Raw genomic sequence first — 16,781 nt, forward strand, 5'->3', positions numbered from 1 at the left:
TGTCACTTATCGGCGATTCCCAACCCTCGGGGGCGTAGACCGCCAGATGCAGGTGTGGCGTGCCTCGACGCTGCCACTCAACGACCCAGTGCCACCGCGTCAGACCAGCCTCACGGAACGCCCGTTGAAGACGCTGCACGAGCGCCATCCAGTCGCTGTGCGTCGCGGGAGTCTGCCGCAGCGTGAGCGTCACGCCGAAGCCCTGGCCATCGAGCTCGTTCGTCTCCACCGAGTACAACCACGCCTTATGCCTCCGCACGGAAGCCTTCGACCAGCCGTTCACGGTCCCGCGTGGACCGCCGACCGGCGCCAGATTGCCGCGGCCCATCGAGCCGCCGTTTGGGTACGCTTTTAGCGTCGCCATCGAGCACACACCTCGTGGTGATCACGACCCCCGGACGTTGCCGCGTCGCGGGGGTCATTCGTCTTTTCGGTTGTCACCGGCAGGAGTCCGTAGGACCACCGCCGTCGAGATATGTAACTACTAATCAAGGGCGCAGCCCGCCGAGCCACGCCGACTCGGCTCCCCCGAATTTCGTCGCTTGCAAAAGTTAGCGCAAGGCCGTCAAGGTGAATTGACGTTTCGTGTCCGATATCCGGCAACGAAAGTCGGAGCGTCAACTTCGGTTTACGATCCGGCCTGTGAGCACCGAGGAAGGCACGCAGGCGCGCTGGGAGGTCCGCCGAGCCGTTGCCGACCTGGAGCACGTGCGCCGAGGACCCCAGCGTCCGCTGGACCACCTGCGAGCCCTGCGACACGCCCAAGAGGCGCTGAACCGAGGAACGTCGCTCATGGTCGACGCCGCTCGACGCGAGGGCGCCTCGTGGGCCCAGATCGGTGACGCCTTGGGCATCAGCCGTCAGGCTGTCCGGCAGGCTGCCATCCGCCGTGGCGTGCTCGAGCGGGAACGCGCTGACGCGAAGCAGTGGCATCTGCCGCTGCCGATCAAAGTCCCCAGGATCATGTGGCGGATCGGACGTCGATCGGCTGCCTGACGGCGAGTACGGCGGGGACAGGACGACGGAAGTAGGGACCACGGCGAGAACCTCACGAGCATGAGACGGACGAAGTGCCCTCGCCGGTGGGACTTCGTCTTCTGGTCTCGTCGCTGCTCGTCAGGCTCCACCAGACTGGCTGTCTAGCGGCCAACTACCCATCGGGGCGTCCGTTCCTCCGCTGGATGCGGAAGGCGGCTTCATCAGGGTCTGCCCCACCGGTGTCGCATCTGTAATGCCGACTCTCAGGTCACGCGCACCGGTCCGCGCTCCCGTCGTGCCAACCACTGTAGGACCTGCCTCCGACAACCGTGGCCAGTTGGGCCGGTCGGGGCGCTGCCCTCCCCCACACGCGCTCCTTCGTCGCGCGCGCGGGGCCCCTGGGCACCCGAGAGAGCGCCCCGCCCGACCGGCCCCCGCGCGGCACCCTGACGGCCAGTCCGACCCCCGCCCGTGGCAATACGCCGAGAAAAAGCGTAGGTTCCGAAAACGAGAGGACGGCCACGAGTTGCAGCTCGTGACCGTCAGGTCTCTCAGCCCACATCCACGCAAGACGAGAACGGAGACATCCTTGGTCTACCACACTGAGAAGCGTCCTGAGAAGCGGGCGCGGCGCTTCGGCTGGCTCAGGACGCTGGCCCTCTTGGTCAGCCTGATGCGCCTGTTGGTCGACGTCAGGAACCTGCGCTGACGTGAATCTTGTGCACCCCCGCGTCGCGCGCAGCGTCGGAGCCGCGGGGGTGCACAAGGCCGGTCCAACCGCATTCGCAGCGAGCGCGGAAGCCGCGACCGTGACGCAGGACGCGGAGGCGATGACCGGCGAGCACACCGCGCACCCACTCAGCCACGACGCACCATCCCGGACGGTTCTGTCACCGCGTCTGCCTTCCGAGCGCATCCGGGGTGTACCTCCGTGCCGGTCAGGGCCCGTCCGCGCTGCGCTTGCCGGGCGGGCCCTGACCGGCGCGGGGGACGCACTCCGGCAGCGTTCAGGAGGTGCAGCACGGTCCGACGCACCCCGACACGTGAGCGCCCATGGCTGCGAGGTCGGCCAGCAACTCCGGCCAACACTCCGAGCACGCCACAGCGGCCTGACGATCATCCATCGGGATGACGTGCTCAATGGGACGTTCCAGACAGTTCGGACACAACCCAGCAGCCGCCGCCCGCCGCCTCATCTTCCGTGACGCGCTCATGACTTCACCTCTCCTGCCCAGCCAGCCATCAACGCCATCTGCATGAGAACCGGGCCCGGAACCCACTCCGAGAGCCCGCGCACCGCCGAGAGCCCTGGCTCGTTGCATCGCAGCATCCGACGAGCCCAAGACACCCGAGCCCACGCCCGCCGCTCCTCAGCAGAGCCCGGACGAGTCGCCAACGCAGCGGCCCGAGCCTCAGCCACCACGTACGCCCGCACTAGCCGCCGCACCCGACGGAACGACGGATCATCGAGGACCATCGACACCGGCTCAGCAGTCGGCCACGAGCCCCCATGCCCCCACAGCCGGCCCGACTTCGACCAGCCCGCCGGCATCCCCTGCCGCTGGTAGTGAGCCACGCCCCGAGACGCGTGCTTCGACAAGTACTTCAGCCAGCCCTCAGCGCCTGTGATCGGCACGACCGCCTGGCCCACCGTCGCCGCGCCGTACTGAGTCGCCAGCCGCAACCAGACCTCCACCGTCCAGCGGCCCACGTTGTCACTTATCGGCGATTCCCAACCCTCGGGGGCGTAGACCGCCAGATGCAGGTGTGGCGTGCCTCGACGCTGCCACTCAACGACCCAGTGCCACCGCGTCAGACCAGCCTCACGGAACGCCCGTTGAAGACGCTGCACGAGCGCCATCCAGTCGCTGTGCGTCGCGGGAGTCTGCCGCAGCGTGAGCGTCACGCCGAAGCCCTGGCCATCGAGCTCGTTCGTCTCCACCGAGTACAACCACGCCTTATGCCTCCGCACGGAAGCCTTCGACCAGCCGTTCACGGTCCCGCGTGGACCGCCGACCGGCGCCAGATTGCCGCGGCCCATCGAGCCGCCGTTTGGGTACGCTTTTAGCGTCGCCATCGAGCACACACCTCGTGGTGATCACGACCCCCGGACGTTGCCGCGTCGCGGGGGTCATTCGTCTTTTCGGTTGTCACCGGCAGGAGTCCGTAGGACCACCGCCGTCGAGATATGTAACTACTAATCAAGGGCGCAGCCCGCCGAGCCACGCCGACTCGGCTCCCCCGAATTTCGTCGCTTGCAAAAGTTAGCGCAAGGCCGTCAAGGTGAATTGACGTTTCGTGTCCGATATCCGGCAACGAAAGTCGGAGCGTCAACTTCGGTTTACGATCCGGCCTGTGAGCACCGAGGAAGGCACGCAGGCGCGCTGGGAGGTCCGCCGAGCCGTTGCCGACCTGGAGCACGTGCGCCGAGGACCCCAGCGTCCGCTGGACCACCTGCGAGCCCTGCGACACGCCCAAGAGGCGCTGAACCGAGGAACGTCGCTCATGGTCGACGCCGCTCGACGCGAGGGCGCCTCGTGGGCCCAGATCGGTGACGCCTTGGGCATCAGCCGTCAGGCTGTCCGGCAGGCTGCCATCCGCCGTGGCGTGCTCGAGCGGGAACGCGCTGACGCGAAGCAGTGGCATCTGCCGCTGCCGATCAAAGTCCCCAGGATCATGTGGCGGATCGGACGTCGATCGGCTGCCTGACGGCGAGTACGGCGGGGACAGGACGACGGAAGTAGGGACCACGGCGAGAACCTCACGAGCATGAGACGGACGAAGTGCCCTCGCCGGTGGGACTTCGTCTTCTGGTCTCGTCGCTGCTCGTCAGGCTCCACCAGACTGGCTGTCTAGCGGCCAACTACCCATCGGGGCGTCCGTTCCTCCGCTGGATGCGGAAGGCGGCTTCATCAGGGTCTGCCCCACCGGTGTCGCATCTGTAATGCCGACTCTCAGGTCACGCGCACCGGTCCGCGCTCCCGTCGTGCCAACCACTGTAGGACCTGCCTCCGACAACCGTGGCCAGTTGGGCCGGTCGGGGCGCTGCCCTCCCCCACACGCGCTCCTTCGTCGCGCGCGCGGGGCCCCTGGGCACCCGAGAGAGCGCCCCGCCCGACCGGCCCCCGCGCGGCACCCTGACGGCCAGTCCGACCCCCGCCCGTGGCAATACGCCGAGAAAAAGCGTAGGTTCCGAAAACGAGAGGACGGCCACGAGTTGCAGCTCGTGACCGTCAGGTCTCTCAGCCCACATCCACGCAAGACGAGAACGGAGACATCCTTGGTCTACCACACTGAGAAGCGTCCTGAGAAGCGGGCGCGGCGCTTCGGCTGGCTCAGGACGCTGGCCCTCTTGGTCAGCCTGATGCGCCTGTTGGTCGACGTCAGGAACCTGCGCTGACGTGAATCTTGTGCACCCCCGCGTCGCGCGCAGCGTCGGAGCCGCGGGGGTGCACAAGGCCGGTCCAACCGCATTCGCAGCGAGCGCGGAAGCCGCGACCGTGACGCAGGACGCGGAGGCGATGACCGGCGAGCACACCGCGCACCCACTCAGCCACGACGCACCATCCCGGACGGTTCTGTCACCGCGTCTGCCTTCCGAGCGCATCCGGGGTGTACCTCCGTGCCGGTCAGGGCCCGTCCGCGCTGCGCTTGCCGGGCGGGCCCTGACCGGCGCGGGGGACGCACTCCGGCAGCGTTCAGGAGGTGCAGCACGGTCCGACGCACCCCGACACGTGAGCGCCCATGGCTGCGAGGTCGGCCAGCAACTCCGGCCAACACTCCGAGCACGCCACAGCGGCCTGACGATCATCCATCGGGATGACGTGCTCAATGGGACGTTCCAGACAGTTCGGACACAACCCAGCAGCCGCCGCCCGCCGCCTCATCTTCCGTGACGCGCTCATGACTTCACCTCTCCTGCCCAGCCAGCCATCAACGCCATCTGCATGAGAACCGGGCCCGGAACCCACTCCGAGAGCCCGCGCACCGCCGAGAGCCCTGGCTCGTTGCATCGCAGCATCCGACGAGCCCAAGACACCCGAGCCCACGCCCGCCGCTCCTCAGCAGAGCCCGGACGAGTCGCCAACGCAGCGGCCCGAGCCTCAGCCACCACGTACGCCCGCACTAGCCGCCGCACCCGACGGAACGACGGATCATCGAGGACCATCGACACCGGCTCAGCAGTCGGCCACGAGCCCCCATGCCCCCACAGCCGGCCCGACTTCGACCAGCCCGCCGGCATCCCCTGCCGCTGGTAGTGAGCCACGCCCCGAGACGCGTGCTTCGACAAGTACTTCAGCCAGCCCTCAGCGCCTGTGATCGGCACGACCGCCTGGCCCACCGTCGCCGCGCCGTACTGAGTCGCCAGCCGCAACCAGACCTCCACCGTCCAGCGGCCCACGTTGTCACTTATCGGCGCTTAAGTATCGGGAGTAGAAACAGATGCGACAACCCCGCTACTCCCGGCTCATCAACTCCCGTGCTGCCAGTTGTACATCTGTGCGTATCTGTACTTCTCGGCGTACTCGGCGTATCGTAGGTGCATGAGCGAGATGACCGTGACCGAGGCCCGTGCCCGGCTGGCCGACGTCGTCGACGAGGCCCGCATCCAGCACGACCCCGTCTTCCTGACTCGCCGAGGTCGTCGGATTGCCGCCGTGGTCGACGCCGACCAGCTCGACCAGCTGATCGAGGCCGCTGAGGACCTGGCCGACATTCGAGCCGCTGCGGCTGCTCGCGCCGAGCTCGACGAGCCCGGCACCGCTGCGATCCCGTGGGAGCAGGTCAAGGCCGACCTCGGTCTCGCGTGAGCACCGATAACGCCGACCGCACGGAGCGCTACCGGATCGAGCTGACACCGGCAGCTGCGCGCCAGCTCCGCAAGCTCGACCCGCCGGCCCAGAGGCAGGTTCAAGCTGCGATCGAGATCCTGGCCGACGCGCCGCGACCGCCTGGCGCGAAGAAGCTCGTCGGCGGCGCCGGCGAGTGGCGAGTGCGCACCGGCGTCTACCGGGTCGTCTACTCGATCCAGGACGACGTCCTCCTGGTCCTGGTCCTCGCTCTCGGCCACCGCCGTGACATCTACAAGTGACGACTTGAGCCAAGGGCGGTCGAGGCAACGCTTCGGCCGCGTCCGCGGCCAGGAGCTCATGCTCGTCCGGTCGATCCGAACTGGACCGGCATGCCCCGCGGGATAGGCACCCTCAAGACACGCGCAGCGCCGTCATCGCACTAGCGAGAGCGCTACCGGGTCCCCCAGCGCTTCAGGCGCTACTTGCCGAGCGGGCCGACCTGGCCGTGGTAGCCCAACTGGGCCGCCTTCGCCACGACCTCGTCCCAGCCCTTCCGGGCCGCGGCGATCTCGTCGGCGTGGCTCTCGCTGAAGTCCGTGATGGTCGCCATGACCTTGCCGATGTTCGCGTCGTACACGTCGCTCCGGCAGGCCGTGTCGGCCGCCAGGACCTGATCCTCTGTTGCGAGGAAACCCTTCCAGGCATCGGAGTAGGTCGACGGGTCCTGGTCCGCGGCCGGTGGTGGACCAGCCTTGTCGGCCTCGCCGGCCATGACCGCAGCCAGGTCGTCGTAGCTCGCGCCGTTCGCCTTCAGGGCGGTCAGATCAGCTGCAGCCATGCAGTCGAAGTACGCATCGAAGCTGCCGCCGAGCTTCTCGCCGACCTCGGTCAGCGCCGTACGCCATGACTCGATCAGCTTCGCTGACCCGGCGGGGCGCGACGCGTTCTCGACCTCGGTGTCGCTGGCGGGCTTGATGCTGTCCTCACACTCCAGGACCGTCTTCGAGAACCCGGCCGGCCAACGGTCGTCGGCGTTCATCACCTTCTCCGCCTCGGCGAACGGACGGGTGGCGATCTCGTTCTCGGAGTAGATCCGGTCCCCCGGCTCGGCGAACCATACCGATGGACGCAGGGCGTCGTAGGGCGAGGCGTACGGTCGCGATAGCGACCAGTCCCACTCGGGATACCCCCGCTGGGCGAGGCACTCGTCCAGCGGCCCGTTACGGGTGTACGTCTGCACCACATAGGCCGCGTCCTGCTGATCCTGGGTTCCAGCGAAGCTCTCGTAGACGCGCTGCGCTTCGGCGCGCACGTCAGCACCTGAGTAGTGGCTGCTCGCCTCCGCATTGGTGCCGTCGGCGACCTGGGTCCCGCATCCCGCGAGGACCGTCGTCGTGAGCGTGGCAGCAGCCCACGCCGCGACCCATCGGTACTTGGTCGTGTCCATGACCATCACCCGTTCGCGTCTCGTGGATCGGAGTCGCATGACTCGGTGTGCCCGTCTTGGTACTTGGTCCTGACCCGTGCGAACTTGTCGATGCAGGTCCGGGGCCGGGCGTCGTACTCAACGCCGAGCGTGCCGGCGAAGGCCTCCTTGGCATACCACGCGAAGTTGCCGCCCGAATATGTGTCGTTGATCCGCATGCCCCATCCCTTCTGCATGTCGGTCACGGTCGCCCCGCCCCAGCCGCTCGGCTCAATCCACACGCCGTTTCCTCCCGGGTCGGTCGACTCTTGACCGCCTGGCTGGCAGGAGCGAATGACGCGGGCGTCGTAGTGCCCCGAGGTCACCTGCCAGTCCAGCATCGCGTCCATGCACCGGGTCGTGCTCATGCTTGAGGTAGGCGAGCTGATCAGCTGGATGTTCCTGAACGACGCATTCCAGTAGGCGTACTGGCTGCCGGGCGACACGAAGGTGTGGTCGCTTCCGCTCAACGCGGCATGCGCCGGCCCTGGCACGGCCACCTGCGCGACCAGCGCCGCGACACATGCCGGAAACCCCACCGCCCAGATCAGCTTCGTCCGCATCTGTTGACGGTGCGCCTGAGGAGAAATTTCGTCAATGGCTCGTCAGACCTAGGACCGTCCCAAATGATGATTCGCGACGAGCAACGGCCAGAGAACCTGACGACACCCACACACGCTGGAGCGACCGCCTGAAGAACCGTTCCTGGCCACCACGCACAACGCAGCTCGGTCTGGTCGTCTATAGCCCGATCTCCGAGGACTTCGTGACTGACTGAGCGTTCGCGGACGCTCCTCCATGTCTGCGGCAGTGATCAGACGGTCACGTCGCCCCGCATCCAATTCTCCAAGTAGCCGAACAGGTACGTCGACGGCACCGCCGTCGCCACCGGAACCACCACTCGCACCTCGTCCTACAGCCCGCCAGCACCGGCTTCGACGGCGGCGTTCACGGCAGGAGGCGAGGGGCCGGCGGGTGGTCGGCGAACCTGGCCCGGCGCCAGAGCACGTGCGGGACGAGGTCCAGGCCGTCGGGGTCGAACACGGCCACGCTCCCCCGCGCCGCGATCCGCCGGACGCACTCCTTGAGCAGGTAGCGCGCGATGTTCTGGTCGTGCTTCATCGGCCGCACGAAGAAGCGGCCGATCACCAGCAGCTTCGCGGTGTCGACCCCGGCGTCGGTCGCGACCGCGGCTGCCCATGGGGCGGCGGGTGGCGCGTAGAACTGGACGTGGCCGACGACGTTCCGGGTCGGAGTGGCGGTGACCGGGGCCTGGTCGAAGACCCACGACACGTCGGCGGAGTCGTCGTGCTCCGTCAGCCATGCCAGCGGCGTACGCCCGGCCAGCACCTCGGCTGCGCCCGGCACGTCCAGGAGGACGGCGGCCAGCCGGTCGAGGTCCTGGTGCCTGCGCTCCCGGATCACGGGGCTAACGCTAGGACACGCCCTCCGTCGCGGACGGCAGCGCGTACTCCAGCTTCACGCGGTGGGTGCCGTCCTCGTCGATGGTGAGCGAGCCGCGGCCGCTGATCCCGGACAGCTCGCCCGTGCCGCTGTCGGGCACCACCACGAAGTGCTCGTCGAACCGGTCGGTGCCGTGGGTGGACGCGGCGTGCACGAACCCGAAGGTCCCGGTGCGGTCGCCGACCGAGCCCTCGAAGGCCTCGGCCGCGGCATAGGTCCCCGAACCGGTGCCGGGGTTGAGGCCGCCGACGAACCAGGTGACCGAGCGTCCCGCCAGCTCGCCGACGAACGTCTTCACCATGGCGGCCACGCCGGTGGGCGCAGCGGTCGCGGGTACGACGGTTCCGCCGACCGTCTCGGGCAGGTCGAGGGGCGTCCAGTCGGAGACGGTGAAGGTCGCGGTGGCTCGCATGGTCTCGAGGCTACGCAGCGCTCACCGGAGCGGGCTTGAAGGAATCCGACAGGACTCAGTCCAGGCAGAACTCGTTGCCCTCCGGGTCGGCCATCACGATGTGCCCGGAGCTCATCGGCGGCGCCGGCTCGTGCCGCTGGACCCGTCGCGCCCCGAGCCCCACCAGCCGGGAGCACTCCGCCTCGAGGGCTGCCATCCGCTCCTCCCCTGCCAGCCCGGGCGCGGCCCGGACGTCGAGATGGACCCGGTTCTTGGCCACCTTGTCCTCCGGCACCTGTTGGAAGAACACCCGCGGGCCCGCCCCGTCGGGGTCCTCGACGGCCGAGCGCGCGTTGCGCTCCGACTCCGGCACGCCGACCCTCTCGAGGAACACGTCCCACGCAGCCAACGGGTCGTCGCCCTCGGCGAGCGGAACCCCCGGCGGCCCGGGGATGACGTACCCGAGGGCGTCACGCCAGAACGTCGAGAGCGCGCGCGGGTCGTGGCAGTCGAAGGTGATCTGGAGGTCTCGGCTCATGCTCCGGTTCTACCGGGCGCCACCGACATCGCTCCCCCACTCCCTCCGTTCTCAACGTATAGCGGACAGGGGGTCTTGCCGCAAGGCCCCCGGGAGCGGGCAGAATCCCGGTCTCCGGCGAGCCGGACAAGCCACGAAACCCCCAGGGGAGCTGATGACGTGACGCCCGCGACGACCAGCGCGTTCGACCTCCACGACCACCCCGCGAAGGCAGCGCCGGCGCTCGTCGCCGACGACGAGGCCCACTTCGCCGCCATCGGGGCCAGCCTGCAACGCGCCGTCGCCGAGCTCGAGGACCGCCTGGCCGACGTACGACGGCAGCCGGGTGGCACCGGCCAGGAGGCGATGGACCGCGACCTCGAGGTGCACCGGTTGGGGGCGCGGCTCGAGGCGCTGCGCCGCTACCGGCTCGATCTGTGCCTGGGCCGGATGGTCCTGGCCGACGGCGAGACCGTCTACGTGGGGCGTTTCGGGCTGACCGACCCGGACGGGCGGCGGCTGCTCGTCGACTGGCGCTCCCCCGCCGCGGAGCCCTTCTTCGGCGCCACCCACGCCCACCCGATGGGCCTGGCCAGCCGGCGGCGCTACCGCTGGACCAACGGCCGGGTCACCGACTACTGGGACGAGGTGTTCGGCCATGACGTCGTGGACGGCGCCACTCTCGACGCCCAGTCCGCCTTCGTCGCCAGCCTGGGCTCGCGGCGCTCGGCGCAGATGCGCGACGTGCTCGCGACGATCCAGGCCGACCAGGACGCGATCATCCGGGCCGGCTCCCGCGGCGCCCTCGTGGTCGACGGTGGCCCCGGTACCGGCAAGACGGTCGTGGCGCTGCATCGCGCCGCCTACCTCCTGTACGCCGACCCGCGGCTCGGCGACGGCCGCGGCGGGGTGCTCTTCGTCGGTCCCCACGAGCCCTACCTCGCCTACGTCGCCGACGTGCTGCCGAGCCTGGGCGAGGAGGGCGTGCGGACCTGCACCGTCCGCGACCTCGTCGCAGAGGGGCGTGCCGCCCGCGAGGAGAGCGACCCGGTGGTGGCGCGCCTGAAGGCCGACGCCCGCATGGTCGACGCCGTCGAGCCCGCCGTCCGGGTCTACGAGGAGGCGCCGACGGAGGGCATGGTCGTCGAGACCGACTGGTCCGACGTCTGGCTGAGTGCCGGCGACTGGGCCGAGGCGTTCGGCGCGCCGGACCCGGGCACGCCCCACAACGAGGCCCGCGACCAGGTCTGGGAGGCGCTGGTCGACATCCTCGTCGACAAGCACGAGGCCATCGAGGCGACCGAGGAGCAGCTGCGCCGCTCCTTGCGTCGCAACGGCGACCTGGTGGACGCGGTCACGAGAGCGTGGCCGCTGCTCGAGGCGGCCGACCTGGTGGGCGACCTGTGGGAGGTGCCGGCGTACCTGCGCCACTGCGCACCCTGGCTCGATCCCGAGGAGGTGCGCGCGCTGCGTCGTACCGGTCCGCAGGCGTGGACCACCGCCGACCTGCCGCTCCTCGACGCCGCCCGGGCTCGGCTCGGCGACCCCGAGGCCGCCCGGACGCGCAGGCGCCAGGAGGCTGCGGCCGCTCGCGAGAAGGAGGAGATGGACCGCGTCGTCGATCATCTGGTCAGCGCCGACGACTCCGACATGATGGTCATGTCGATGCTGCGCGGCGCCGACCTGCGCGGCGCCCTCGCCGCCGACGAGCAGGAGGCCGCCGCTTCCGACCGGTACGCCGGCCCGTTCGCCCACGTGGTCGTCGACGAGGCGCAGGAGCTCACCGACGCGGAGTGGCAGATGCTGCTGCGGCGCTGCCCGTCACGCAGCTTCACCGTCGTCGGCGACCGCGCCCAGGCTCGCCACGGCTTCGCCGAGACCTGGGCCGAGCGCCTCGAACGGATCGGGTTGCACGACGTCGACCTGGCGTCGTTGACCCTCAACTACCGCACGCCGGCCGAGGTGATGGAGGCCGCGGCGCCGGTGATCCGGGCGGCGCTGCCGGACGCCAACGTGCCGACGTCGGTGCGCAGCACCGGCATCCCGGTCGAGCACGCCGACCGGGCCGATCTCGCCCGCATCCTCGCCGACTGGGAGGCGGCCCACGCCGAGGGCGTCGCCTGCGTGGTCGGCGACCCCACCTTCGAGGCCACGTCCCGGGTCCGCTCGCTCAGTCCCGAGCACGTCAAGGGCCTCGAGTTCGACCTCGTCGTGCTCGTGGCGCCGGACCGCTTCGGCGACGGCATCGAGGGCGCCGTCGACCGGTACGTCGCGATGACCCGCGCCACCGAGCGGCTGGTGGTCCTGGGCGGAGCGCGATGACCGGAGGCCCGGGGACACCCCGCGGGTCGGCCCCGAAGGGCTCGGCTCAGCCGGCCTGGTTGATGCGGACGTGGTTGCCGGCCGGGTCCCGGAACGCGCAGTCGCGTACGCCGTACGGCTGGTCGACCGGCTCCTGTATGACCTCGGCGCCGGTGGCCTGGATCCGGTCGAAGGTGCTGTCGAGGTCGGGGGTGCTGAGCACGAGCGTGGCGTAGGTGCCCTTCGCCATCATCTCGGCGATCACCCGCTTCTCGTCCTCGGTGATGCCGGGGTCGGCGGCCGGCGGGCAGAGCACCACCGACGGCGTCGACTGGCCCTTGGGGGCGACGGTGATCCACCGCATCTCGCCGTACCCGACGTCGTTGAGGATCTCGAAGCCGAGGACGTCGCGGTAGAAGGCCAGCGAGGCCTCCGGGTCGGTCTGCGGGAGGAAGCTGTGCTGAATGCTGATGTCCATGCCGCTCACGCTAGTGGCGGCCCGAACCGGGGCGCTTCTCGATTCCTGACCGATGCCGCGGCGGATGCGGGCAGGTCGGGGCTGGTCTGCGCGCCACCGCGGCGGACCGGCCTGGTGACCTTCTTCGTGACGCACGACGGCGGCTCGGCCGCTCCGTCCTCGGGGGCTGGCGCGTCGTCGCGGTAGGCGCTCGGCGGCACGCCCACCAACTCGGTGAACCGGGTGCTGAACGTGCCGAGCGAGGAGAAGCCGACCTCGAAGCAGATGTCGGTGACGCTGAGGTCGCCGCGACGCAGCAGCGCCATCGCCCGCTCGATCCGCCGGGTCATCAGGTACGAGTACGGCGGCTCGCCGTAGGCCTTCTTGAACTCCCGGCTCAGGTGGCCCGCCGACATGTGCACGTCGCGCGCCAGCGCCTCCACGTCGAGCGGCCGGGCGTACTCGCGGTCGATCCGGTCCCGCACCCGGCGCAGCAGGGTGAGGGTGCGCAGACGATCGGGATCGAGGCTCACCCGCCCATGATGCACGCCGTCGCGCGTAGGGTCGCCGTCATGGTCCGCCGGATCGAGCTGCCCGCACCCGTCGGCGTGCGCTGCGAGCCCGACGAGCCCCGCGGTGTGGGTGCGCTGGTACTCGGCGGATCGAGCGGCCGCGTCGACGAGCAGCGAGCCCGGCTGCTGGCCGAGCAGGGCGTGCTCGCGGAGTCGATCCGCTGGTTCGGCGGTCCCGGCCAGCATGACGGACCGTGGGAGATCCCGCTCGAGACGTTCGCGGCCCGCGCCGAGGCGCTCGCCGGCGACTGCGACCGCGTGGTCCTGGTCGGACTGTCCTTCGGCGCCGAGGCAGCGCTCGCCACCGCGGCGCTGACCGATGCGCCGGTCGACGGGGTCGCTGCGTTCGCGCCGTCCGACGTCGTGTGGGCCGGCGTCACCGAGGAGGGGCGGCAGACCTCGCACTGGACGCTGGACGGCGCACCGCTGCCGTTCGTCCGGTTCGTGTCGTGGGAGCCGTCGACCGACCCGCCCGCCTACCGCGAGCTCTACGCCCGCTCGCGCGCTGCCGCTCCTGACGAAGTGGCCGCGGCGACGCTGCCGGTCGAGCGGATCCCGGACGTGCTGCTCGTGGTCGGCGACGACGACCAGGTCTGGCCGGCGCGGGAGCACGCCGAGGAGATCGTGCTGCGGCGCGCCCGCCATCGCAGGGCCACCGTGCTCGTGGCCGACGCCGAGGCCGGCCACCGAGCGGTGCTCCCCGGCGAGGAGGTCGTCGAGGCCGGCCAACGGATGCTGCGCGGCGGGACCGAGCAGGCCGACCGCAGGCTGGGTTCCGCAGCCTGGCCCGCGCTGCTCGACCTCATCAGAGCCCGCCCCTGAGCACCGAGCTGCCCGGGAGTCTCGGCCCGGTCGGCGCCCTCAGCCCCGCTGCCCGGCCGCGACCCACTCCTCGCTGCGGGCCCACAGCTCCGCGGCGAGCGCGTCGGTGACGACCTTCGACGGCCGCTTCTCGCGCTCGGAGTCGTAGTAGCGGCCGGTGACGCCGCCGACGTCGGGCGAGGTCGCGCAGTAGAGCGAGGTCCGGGCGCCCTGCTGGGGTGACTTCAGGAACAGCTTCATCGCCTGACGCAGCCCGAACGGCACCTCGCGCCACACGTCGGAGGCGATCGCGCCCGGGTGGAGGGAGTACGTCGTCACGCCGGTGCCCTCGAGCCGGCGGCCGAGCTCGCGGGCGTGGAGCACATTGGCGAGCTTGGAGACGCAGTACTCGTCGAACGCGGTCCGGGTCGCGGACGGCCGCCGTACGGCCTTCCAGTCGATGCCCGGTGCCCGGTAGTGGCCGGTGCTGGCGACGTTGACGATCCGGCCCGGACCGGTCTCGACGATCCGGTCGCGGAGCAGCTCGGTGAACAGGAACGGACCGACGTGGTTGGTGCCGAAGGCGAGCTCGAACCCGCTGGCGCTCATCCCCCGCTTGCCGGCCAGGCCGGCGTTGTTGACGAGGACATCGAGGCGTTCGCCCGACGCCAGGAACGTCTCGGCCGCGGTCCGTACAGAGGCCAGGTCGCCGAGGTCGAGGGGCAGGAAGTCGAGATCCGCGTTGCCCGTGTCGGCCGTGATCTCCCGGATCGCGGCCCGGGTCTTCTCCGCGGACCGGCCCGCGACCACCACGCGGGCGCCGCGGCCGGCGAGGCCGCGGACGGTCTCCTTGCCGATGCCGGTGTTGGCCCCGGTCACGAGGAAGGTCTGGCCGGTCAGGTCCGGCATGAGGTCAGCCATGCCGTGATCCTCGTGGCGGACCCGGCCGCGTGTCCTCCTCCCCCGGTCGCAATCGCCTCCCGTTCGATGTGACCTGCATCACGCTTGGGATGTGACGTGCGTCATGCGAGGGTGGGGCCATGAGTCTTCTCGCCATCGTCGTCCTGCTGGCGCTCGTGCTGCTGCTCGTGCTCGCCGTCGGCGCCCTGTTCGGCGTCGTGCTGGTCGCCGGGCGGTCCGGCCGCAAGGCCCAGGCCCGCGACGCCGGGGGTCAGTCGATCGCCTGACCGAGGACCATGGCGACGTGGGCGCGGACCGCGTCGTCACCGGTGATCCTCACCCGGTCGGCGCTGCCGCGGTGCCACAGCCACGCGTCCAGGTCGGCGGCGGTGCCGGTCACGATGAGGTCGGCGGGACTGCCCGGGGCGACGACGACGTGCTGGTCGGGCTCGCCGTCGTAGACCTTGCCCTCGGGCGAGGTGCCGGAGAAGGTCCCGACCTGGACCCAGATCGAGGTCGCGGTGTCGGTGGCACGGAACTCGGCGTACCGGGGGTAGGGATCGAAACGGCCCCACGGCGGCAGGGCGCCGTACATCACGGCGAGGGCCTCCTCGACACCGTCGGTGGCGAGGGCTGCCGGCAGGTCGGTGACCTGGCCGGCGGTCAGTTCGGCGTCGAGGCGGTGGATCAGCGCTTCGTGGGCCTGGCGGCGGTAGGTGAAGGCGACCCGCTGGTCGTCCGGGGTCGACCAGGACCAGGCCGGGTCCGCCGGATCGGCCGCCTCGAGCGTGGCGACGAACGCGGCGTGGGTCGCGCGGAACGTGGCCAGCACCTCGGCGTACGTCGCCGGGCGCTCGGGCTCGGTGTAGGTCTCCGGCGGCGCCGGCCGGTGGCTGATGACGTGCTCCCAGAAGTGCTGGACCCCGGTCAGGTGCCAGGCCAGGTCGGCGGCGTCCCAGTCGGGGCAGGAGGGGACCCGCGTGTCGGGTGGGCAGGCCTCGAGGACCTCGGCGAAGCGCGCGGACTCGGTGCGGATGTGGGTGAGGTAGGCGACGGCGTCGAGGCGGGTCACGGCTGCAGCAGCACCTTGATCGCGCGGCGCTCGTCCATCGCCCGGTAGCCCTCGGGCGACTCCGCGAGCGGGAGGGTCAGGTCGAACACCTGCCCCGGGTCGATGGCGCGGTCGAGGACCATCGGGAGCAGCTCGGGCAGGTAGCGGCGAACCGGCGCCATCCCGCCGCGGACGCCGACGTTCTTGTCGAACAGCCGGCGGGCCGACAGCTCGACGCCGTGGGGTGCTCCGACGAAGCCCACGCCGCCACCCGGGCGGGTGACCTCGATCGCCGTGGTCATCGCGTCGTTGGTGCCGACGCACTCGAGCGCCGCGTCGACGCCGACGCCGTCGGTGAGCTCGCGCACCTCCTCCTCCGCGTCCTTGCCGCGGGCCGCGATCACGTGGGTCGCGCCGAACGCCTTCGCGACGGCCTGACGGGGCTCGTGGCGCGACATCGCGATGATCCGTTCGGCGCCCATCACCGAGGCGGCCAGGACGCCGCACAGGCCGACCGCACCGTCGCCGACCACGACGACGGTGTCGCCGGGCTTCACGCCGGCCGAGACCGCCGCGTGCCAGCCCGTCGGCATCACGTCGGAGAGCGCGAGGACCGAGGGCACCAGGTCGGCGGCAGGGACGCCGCCGGTGCTCACCAGGGTGCCGTCGGCCTGGTTCACCAGGGCGTACTCCGCCTGGCCGCTCGCCGTGAAGCCCAGGTTGGTGCACACCGACTGAGCGCCGTTGAGGCAGTGGGGGCAGGTGTTGTCGCAGTGGCAGAACGGGACGACGACGAAGTCGCCGACCCGGATGTCGCGGACCGCGCTGCCGATCTCCTCCACGACGCCGATGCACTCGTGCCCGATGGTGGCTCCGGGGCGGATTGGGTTGGCGCCCCGGTAGGGCCAGAGGTCGGAGCCGCAGATGCAACCCGCGGTGACCCGAACGATGGCGTCGGTGGGCTTGCGGAGCGTCGGGTCGGGGACCTCGTCGACCCGGATGTCGCGGGTCCCGTGGATGGTCGTGGCACGCATGTGGCGATCCTTCCAGACCGACGTGGCGACTTGCCTTATCTCATATATGAGTTACGG

19 protein-coding genes are annotated in these 16,781 nt (G+C 70.5%); 7 read left to right on the top strand and 12 right to left on the bottom strand.

Annotated elements, in window-relative coordinates:
* A partial coding sequence (locus tag KU893_RS05670) for a rolling circle replication-associated protein (protein WP_218233388.1) occupies positions 1-229 on the bottom strand: 229 nt, incomplete at its 3' end.
* 413 nt (positions 230-642) lie between these two features.
* Here KU893_RS05670 and KU893_RS05675 point away from each other — a divergent pair.
* On the top strand, positions 643-996 hold the full coding sequence (locus KU893_RS05675) for a hypothetical protein (protein WP_218233389.1): 354 nt from the start codon (positions 643-645) through the stop codon (positions 994-996).
* A 1,192-nt stretch (positions 997-2,188) separates the two neighbouring features.
* Here the strand turns inward: KU893_RS05675 and KU893_RS05680 are convergent.
* Positions 2,189-2,920: a rolling circle replication-associated protein gene (locus tag KU893_RS05680; RefSeq protein WP_218233390.1), complete on the bottom strand. Its 732-nt coding sequence runs from the start codon at positions 2,918-2,920 to the stop codon at positions 2,189-2,191.
* Positions 2,921-3,333: 413 nt separating this feature from the next.
* On the opposite strand from KU893_RS05680, the gene KU893_RS05685 reads away from it, so the two are divergent.
* The 3 genes from KU893_RS05685 to KU893_RS05695 all read left to right on the top strand — a co-directional run bounded on the left by KU893_RS05685 (position 3,334) and on the right by KU893_RS05695 (position 6,070).
* On the top strand, positions 3,334-3,687 hold the full coding sequence (locus KU893_RS05685) for a hypothetical protein (protein WP_218233389.1): 354 nt from the start codon (positions 3,334-3,336) through the stop codon (positions 3,685-3,687).
* 1,835 nt (positions 3,688-5,522) lie between these two features.
* Complete coding sequence (locus KU893_RS05690) at positions 5,523-5,789, top strand: type II toxin-antitoxin system Phd/YefM family antitoxin (RefSeq protein ID WP_218233391.1); 267 nt, start codon at positions 5,523-5,525, stop codon at positions 5,787-5,789.
* On the top strand, positions 5,786-6,070 hold the full coding sequence (locus KU893_RS05695; RefSeq protein WP_257441519.1) for a type II toxin-antitoxin system RelE family toxin: 285 nt from the start codon (positions 5,786-5,788) through the stop codon (positions 6,068-6,070). Before KU893_RS05690 ends, KU893_RS05695 begins: the two co-directional genes overlap by 4 nt.
* Before the next feature lie 179 nt (positions 6,071-6,249).
* On the opposite strand, the gene KU893_RS05700 is transcribed toward KU893_RS05695, so the two are convergent.
* From KU893_RS05700 to KU893_RS05720, 5 genes are all read right to left on the bottom strand, one after another.
* Positions 6,250-7,218: a hypothetical protein gene (locus KU893_RS05700; protein ID WP_218233392.1), complete on the bottom strand. Its 969-nt coding sequence runs from the start codon at positions 7,216-7,218 to the stop codon at positions 6,250-6,252.
* 5 nt (positions 7,219-7,223) lie between these two features.
* Complete coding sequence (locus KU893_RS05705; protein WP_218233393.1) at positions 7,224-7,799, bottom strand: hypothetical protein; 576 nt, start codon at positions 7,797-7,799, stop codon at positions 7,224-7,226.
* 385 nt (positions 7,800-8,184) lie between these two features.
* Entirely contained in the window at positions 8,185-8,661 is a 477-nt protein-coding gene (locus KU893_RS05710; protein WP_218233394.1) for a hypothetical protein, read from the bottom strand.
* A gap of 10 nt (positions 8,662-8,671) precedes the next feature.
* Entirely contained in the window at positions 8,672-9,112 is a 441-nt protein-coding gene (locus KU893_RS05715) for a DUF3224 domain-containing protein (RefSeq protein WP_218233395.1), read from the bottom strand.
* A 55-nt stretch (positions 9,113-9,167) separates the two neighbouring features.
* Positions 9,168-9,629: a VOC family protein gene (locus KU893_RS05720; RefSeq protein WP_218233396.1), complete on the bottom strand. Its 462-nt coding sequence runs from the start codon at positions 9,627-9,629 to the stop codon at positions 9,168-9,170.
* Positions 9,630-9,788: 159 nt separating this feature from the next.
* Between KU893_RS05720 and helR the strand changes: the two genes are divergently transcribed.
* The gene (gene helR, locus KU893_RS05725; protein WP_218233397.1) at positions 9,789-11,930 is read left to right on the top strand and encodes an RNA polymerase recycling motor ATPase HelR; all 2,142 of its coding nucleotides are present in this window, start codon (positions 9,789-9,791) and stop codon (positions 11,928-11,930) included.
* A gap of 46 nt (positions 11,931-11,976) precedes the next feature.
* Here helR and KU893_RS05730 read toward each other — a convergent pair whose 3' ends face one another.
* Entirely contained in the window at positions 11,977-12,387 is a 411-nt protein-coding gene (locus KU893_RS05730) for a VOC family protein (RefSeq protein WP_218233398.1), read from the bottom strand.
* A 5-nt stretch (positions 12,388-12,392) separates the two neighbouring features.
* Complete coding sequence (locus KU893_RS05735) at positions 12,393-12,899, bottom strand: helix-turn-helix transcriptional regulator (RefSeq protein ID WP_257441518.1); 507 nt, start codon at positions 12,897-12,899, stop codon at positions 12,393-12,395.
* 39 nt (positions 12,900-12,938) lie between these two features.
* Between KU893_RS05735 and KU893_RS05740 the strand changes: the two genes are divergently transcribed.
* Complete coding sequence (locus KU893_RS05740; protein WP_218233399.1) at positions 12,939-13,760, top strand: alpha/beta fold hydrolase; 822 nt, start codon at positions 12,939-12,941, stop codon at positions 13,758-13,760.
* Positions 13,761-13,799: 39 nt separating this feature from the next.
* Here the strand turns inward: KU893_RS05740 and KU893_RS05745 are convergent, their stop codons facing one another.
* Positions 13,800-14,660 carry an SDR family oxidoreductase gene (locus KU893_RS05745; RefSeq protein ID WP_218233400.1) on the bottom strand — a complete coding sequence of 287 codons (861 nt, stop codon included), beginning with the start codon at positions 14,658-14,660 and terminating at the stop codon, positions 13,800-13,802.
* Positions 14,661-14,779: 119 nt separating this feature from the next.
* On the opposite strand from KU893_RS05745, the gene KU893_RS05750 reads away from it, so the two are divergent.
* Entirely contained in the window at positions 14,780-14,926 is a 147-nt protein-coding gene (locus tag KU893_RS05750) for a hypothetical protein (protein WP_218233401.1), read from the top strand.
* Here the strand turns inward: KU893_RS05750 and KU893_RS05755 are convergent.
* Positions 14,911-15,711, bottom strand: a complete 801-nt coding sequence (locus KU893_RS05755) for a maleylpyruvate isomerase family mycothiol-dependent enzyme (RefSeq protein ID WP_218233402.1) — start codon at positions 15,709-15,711, stop codon at positions 14,911-14,913. The two genes, KU893_RS05750 and KU893_RS05755, sit on opposite strands and share 16 nt — an antisense overlap.
* Entirely contained in the window at positions 15,708-16,724 is a 1,017-nt protein-coding gene (locus tag KU893_RS05760) for a zinc-dependent alcohol dehydrogenase family protein (protein ID WP_218233403.1), read from the bottom strand. Before KU893_RS05760 ends, KU893_RS05755 begins: the two co-directional genes overlap by 4 nt.
* Positions 16,725-16,781 lie beyond the last annotated feature (57 nt).

Origin of the sequence: Nocardioides daeguensis (assembly GCF_019192965.1) — a bacterium.
In the GTDB taxonomy this organism is placed as follows: Bacteria; Actinomycetota; Actinomycetes; order Propionibacteriales; family Nocardioidaceae; genus Nocardioides; species Nocardioides daeguensis.

Coding starts and splice junctions, on each gene's coding strand:
- KU893_RS05690 (WP_218233391.1), top strand. CDS start 5,523: ATGAGCGAGATGACCGTGACCGAGGCCCGTGCCCGGCTGGCCGACGTC.
- KU893_RS05700 (WP_218233392.1), bottom strand. CDS start 7,218: ATGGACACGACCAAGTACCGATGGGTCGCGGCGTGGGCTGCTGCCACG.
- KU893_RS05705 (WP_218233393.1), bottom strand. CDS start 7,799: ATGCGGACGAAGCTGATCTGGGCGGTGGGGTTTCCGGCATGTGTCGCG.
- KU893_RS05715 (WP_218233395.1), bottom strand. CDS start 9,112: ATGCGAGCCACCGCGACCTTCACCGTCTCCGACTGGACGCCCCTCGAC.
- KU893_RS05720 (WP_218233396.1), bottom strand. CDS start 9,629: ATGAGCCGAGACCTCCAGATCACCTTCGACTGCCACGACCCGCGCGCG.
- KU893_RS05730 (WP_218233398.1), bottom strand. CDS start 12,387: ATGGACATCAGCATTCAGCACAGCTTCCTCCCGCAGACCGACCCGGAG.
- KU893_RS05740 (WP_218233399.1), top strand. CDS start 12,939: ATGGTCCGCCGGATCGAGCTGCCCGCACCCGTCGGCGTGCGCTGCGAG.
- KU893_RS05745 (WP_218233400.1), bottom strand. CDS start 14,660: ATGGCTGACCTCATGCCGGACCTGACCGGCCAGACCTTCCTCGTGACC.
- KU893_RS05750 (WP_218233401.1), top strand. CDS start 14,780: ATGAGTCTTCTCGCCATCGTCGTCCTGCTGGCGCTCGTGCTGCTGCTC.
- KU893_RS05760 (WP_218233403.1), bottom strand. CDS start 16,724: ATGCGTGCCACGACCATCCACGGGACCCGCGACATCCGGGTCGACGAG.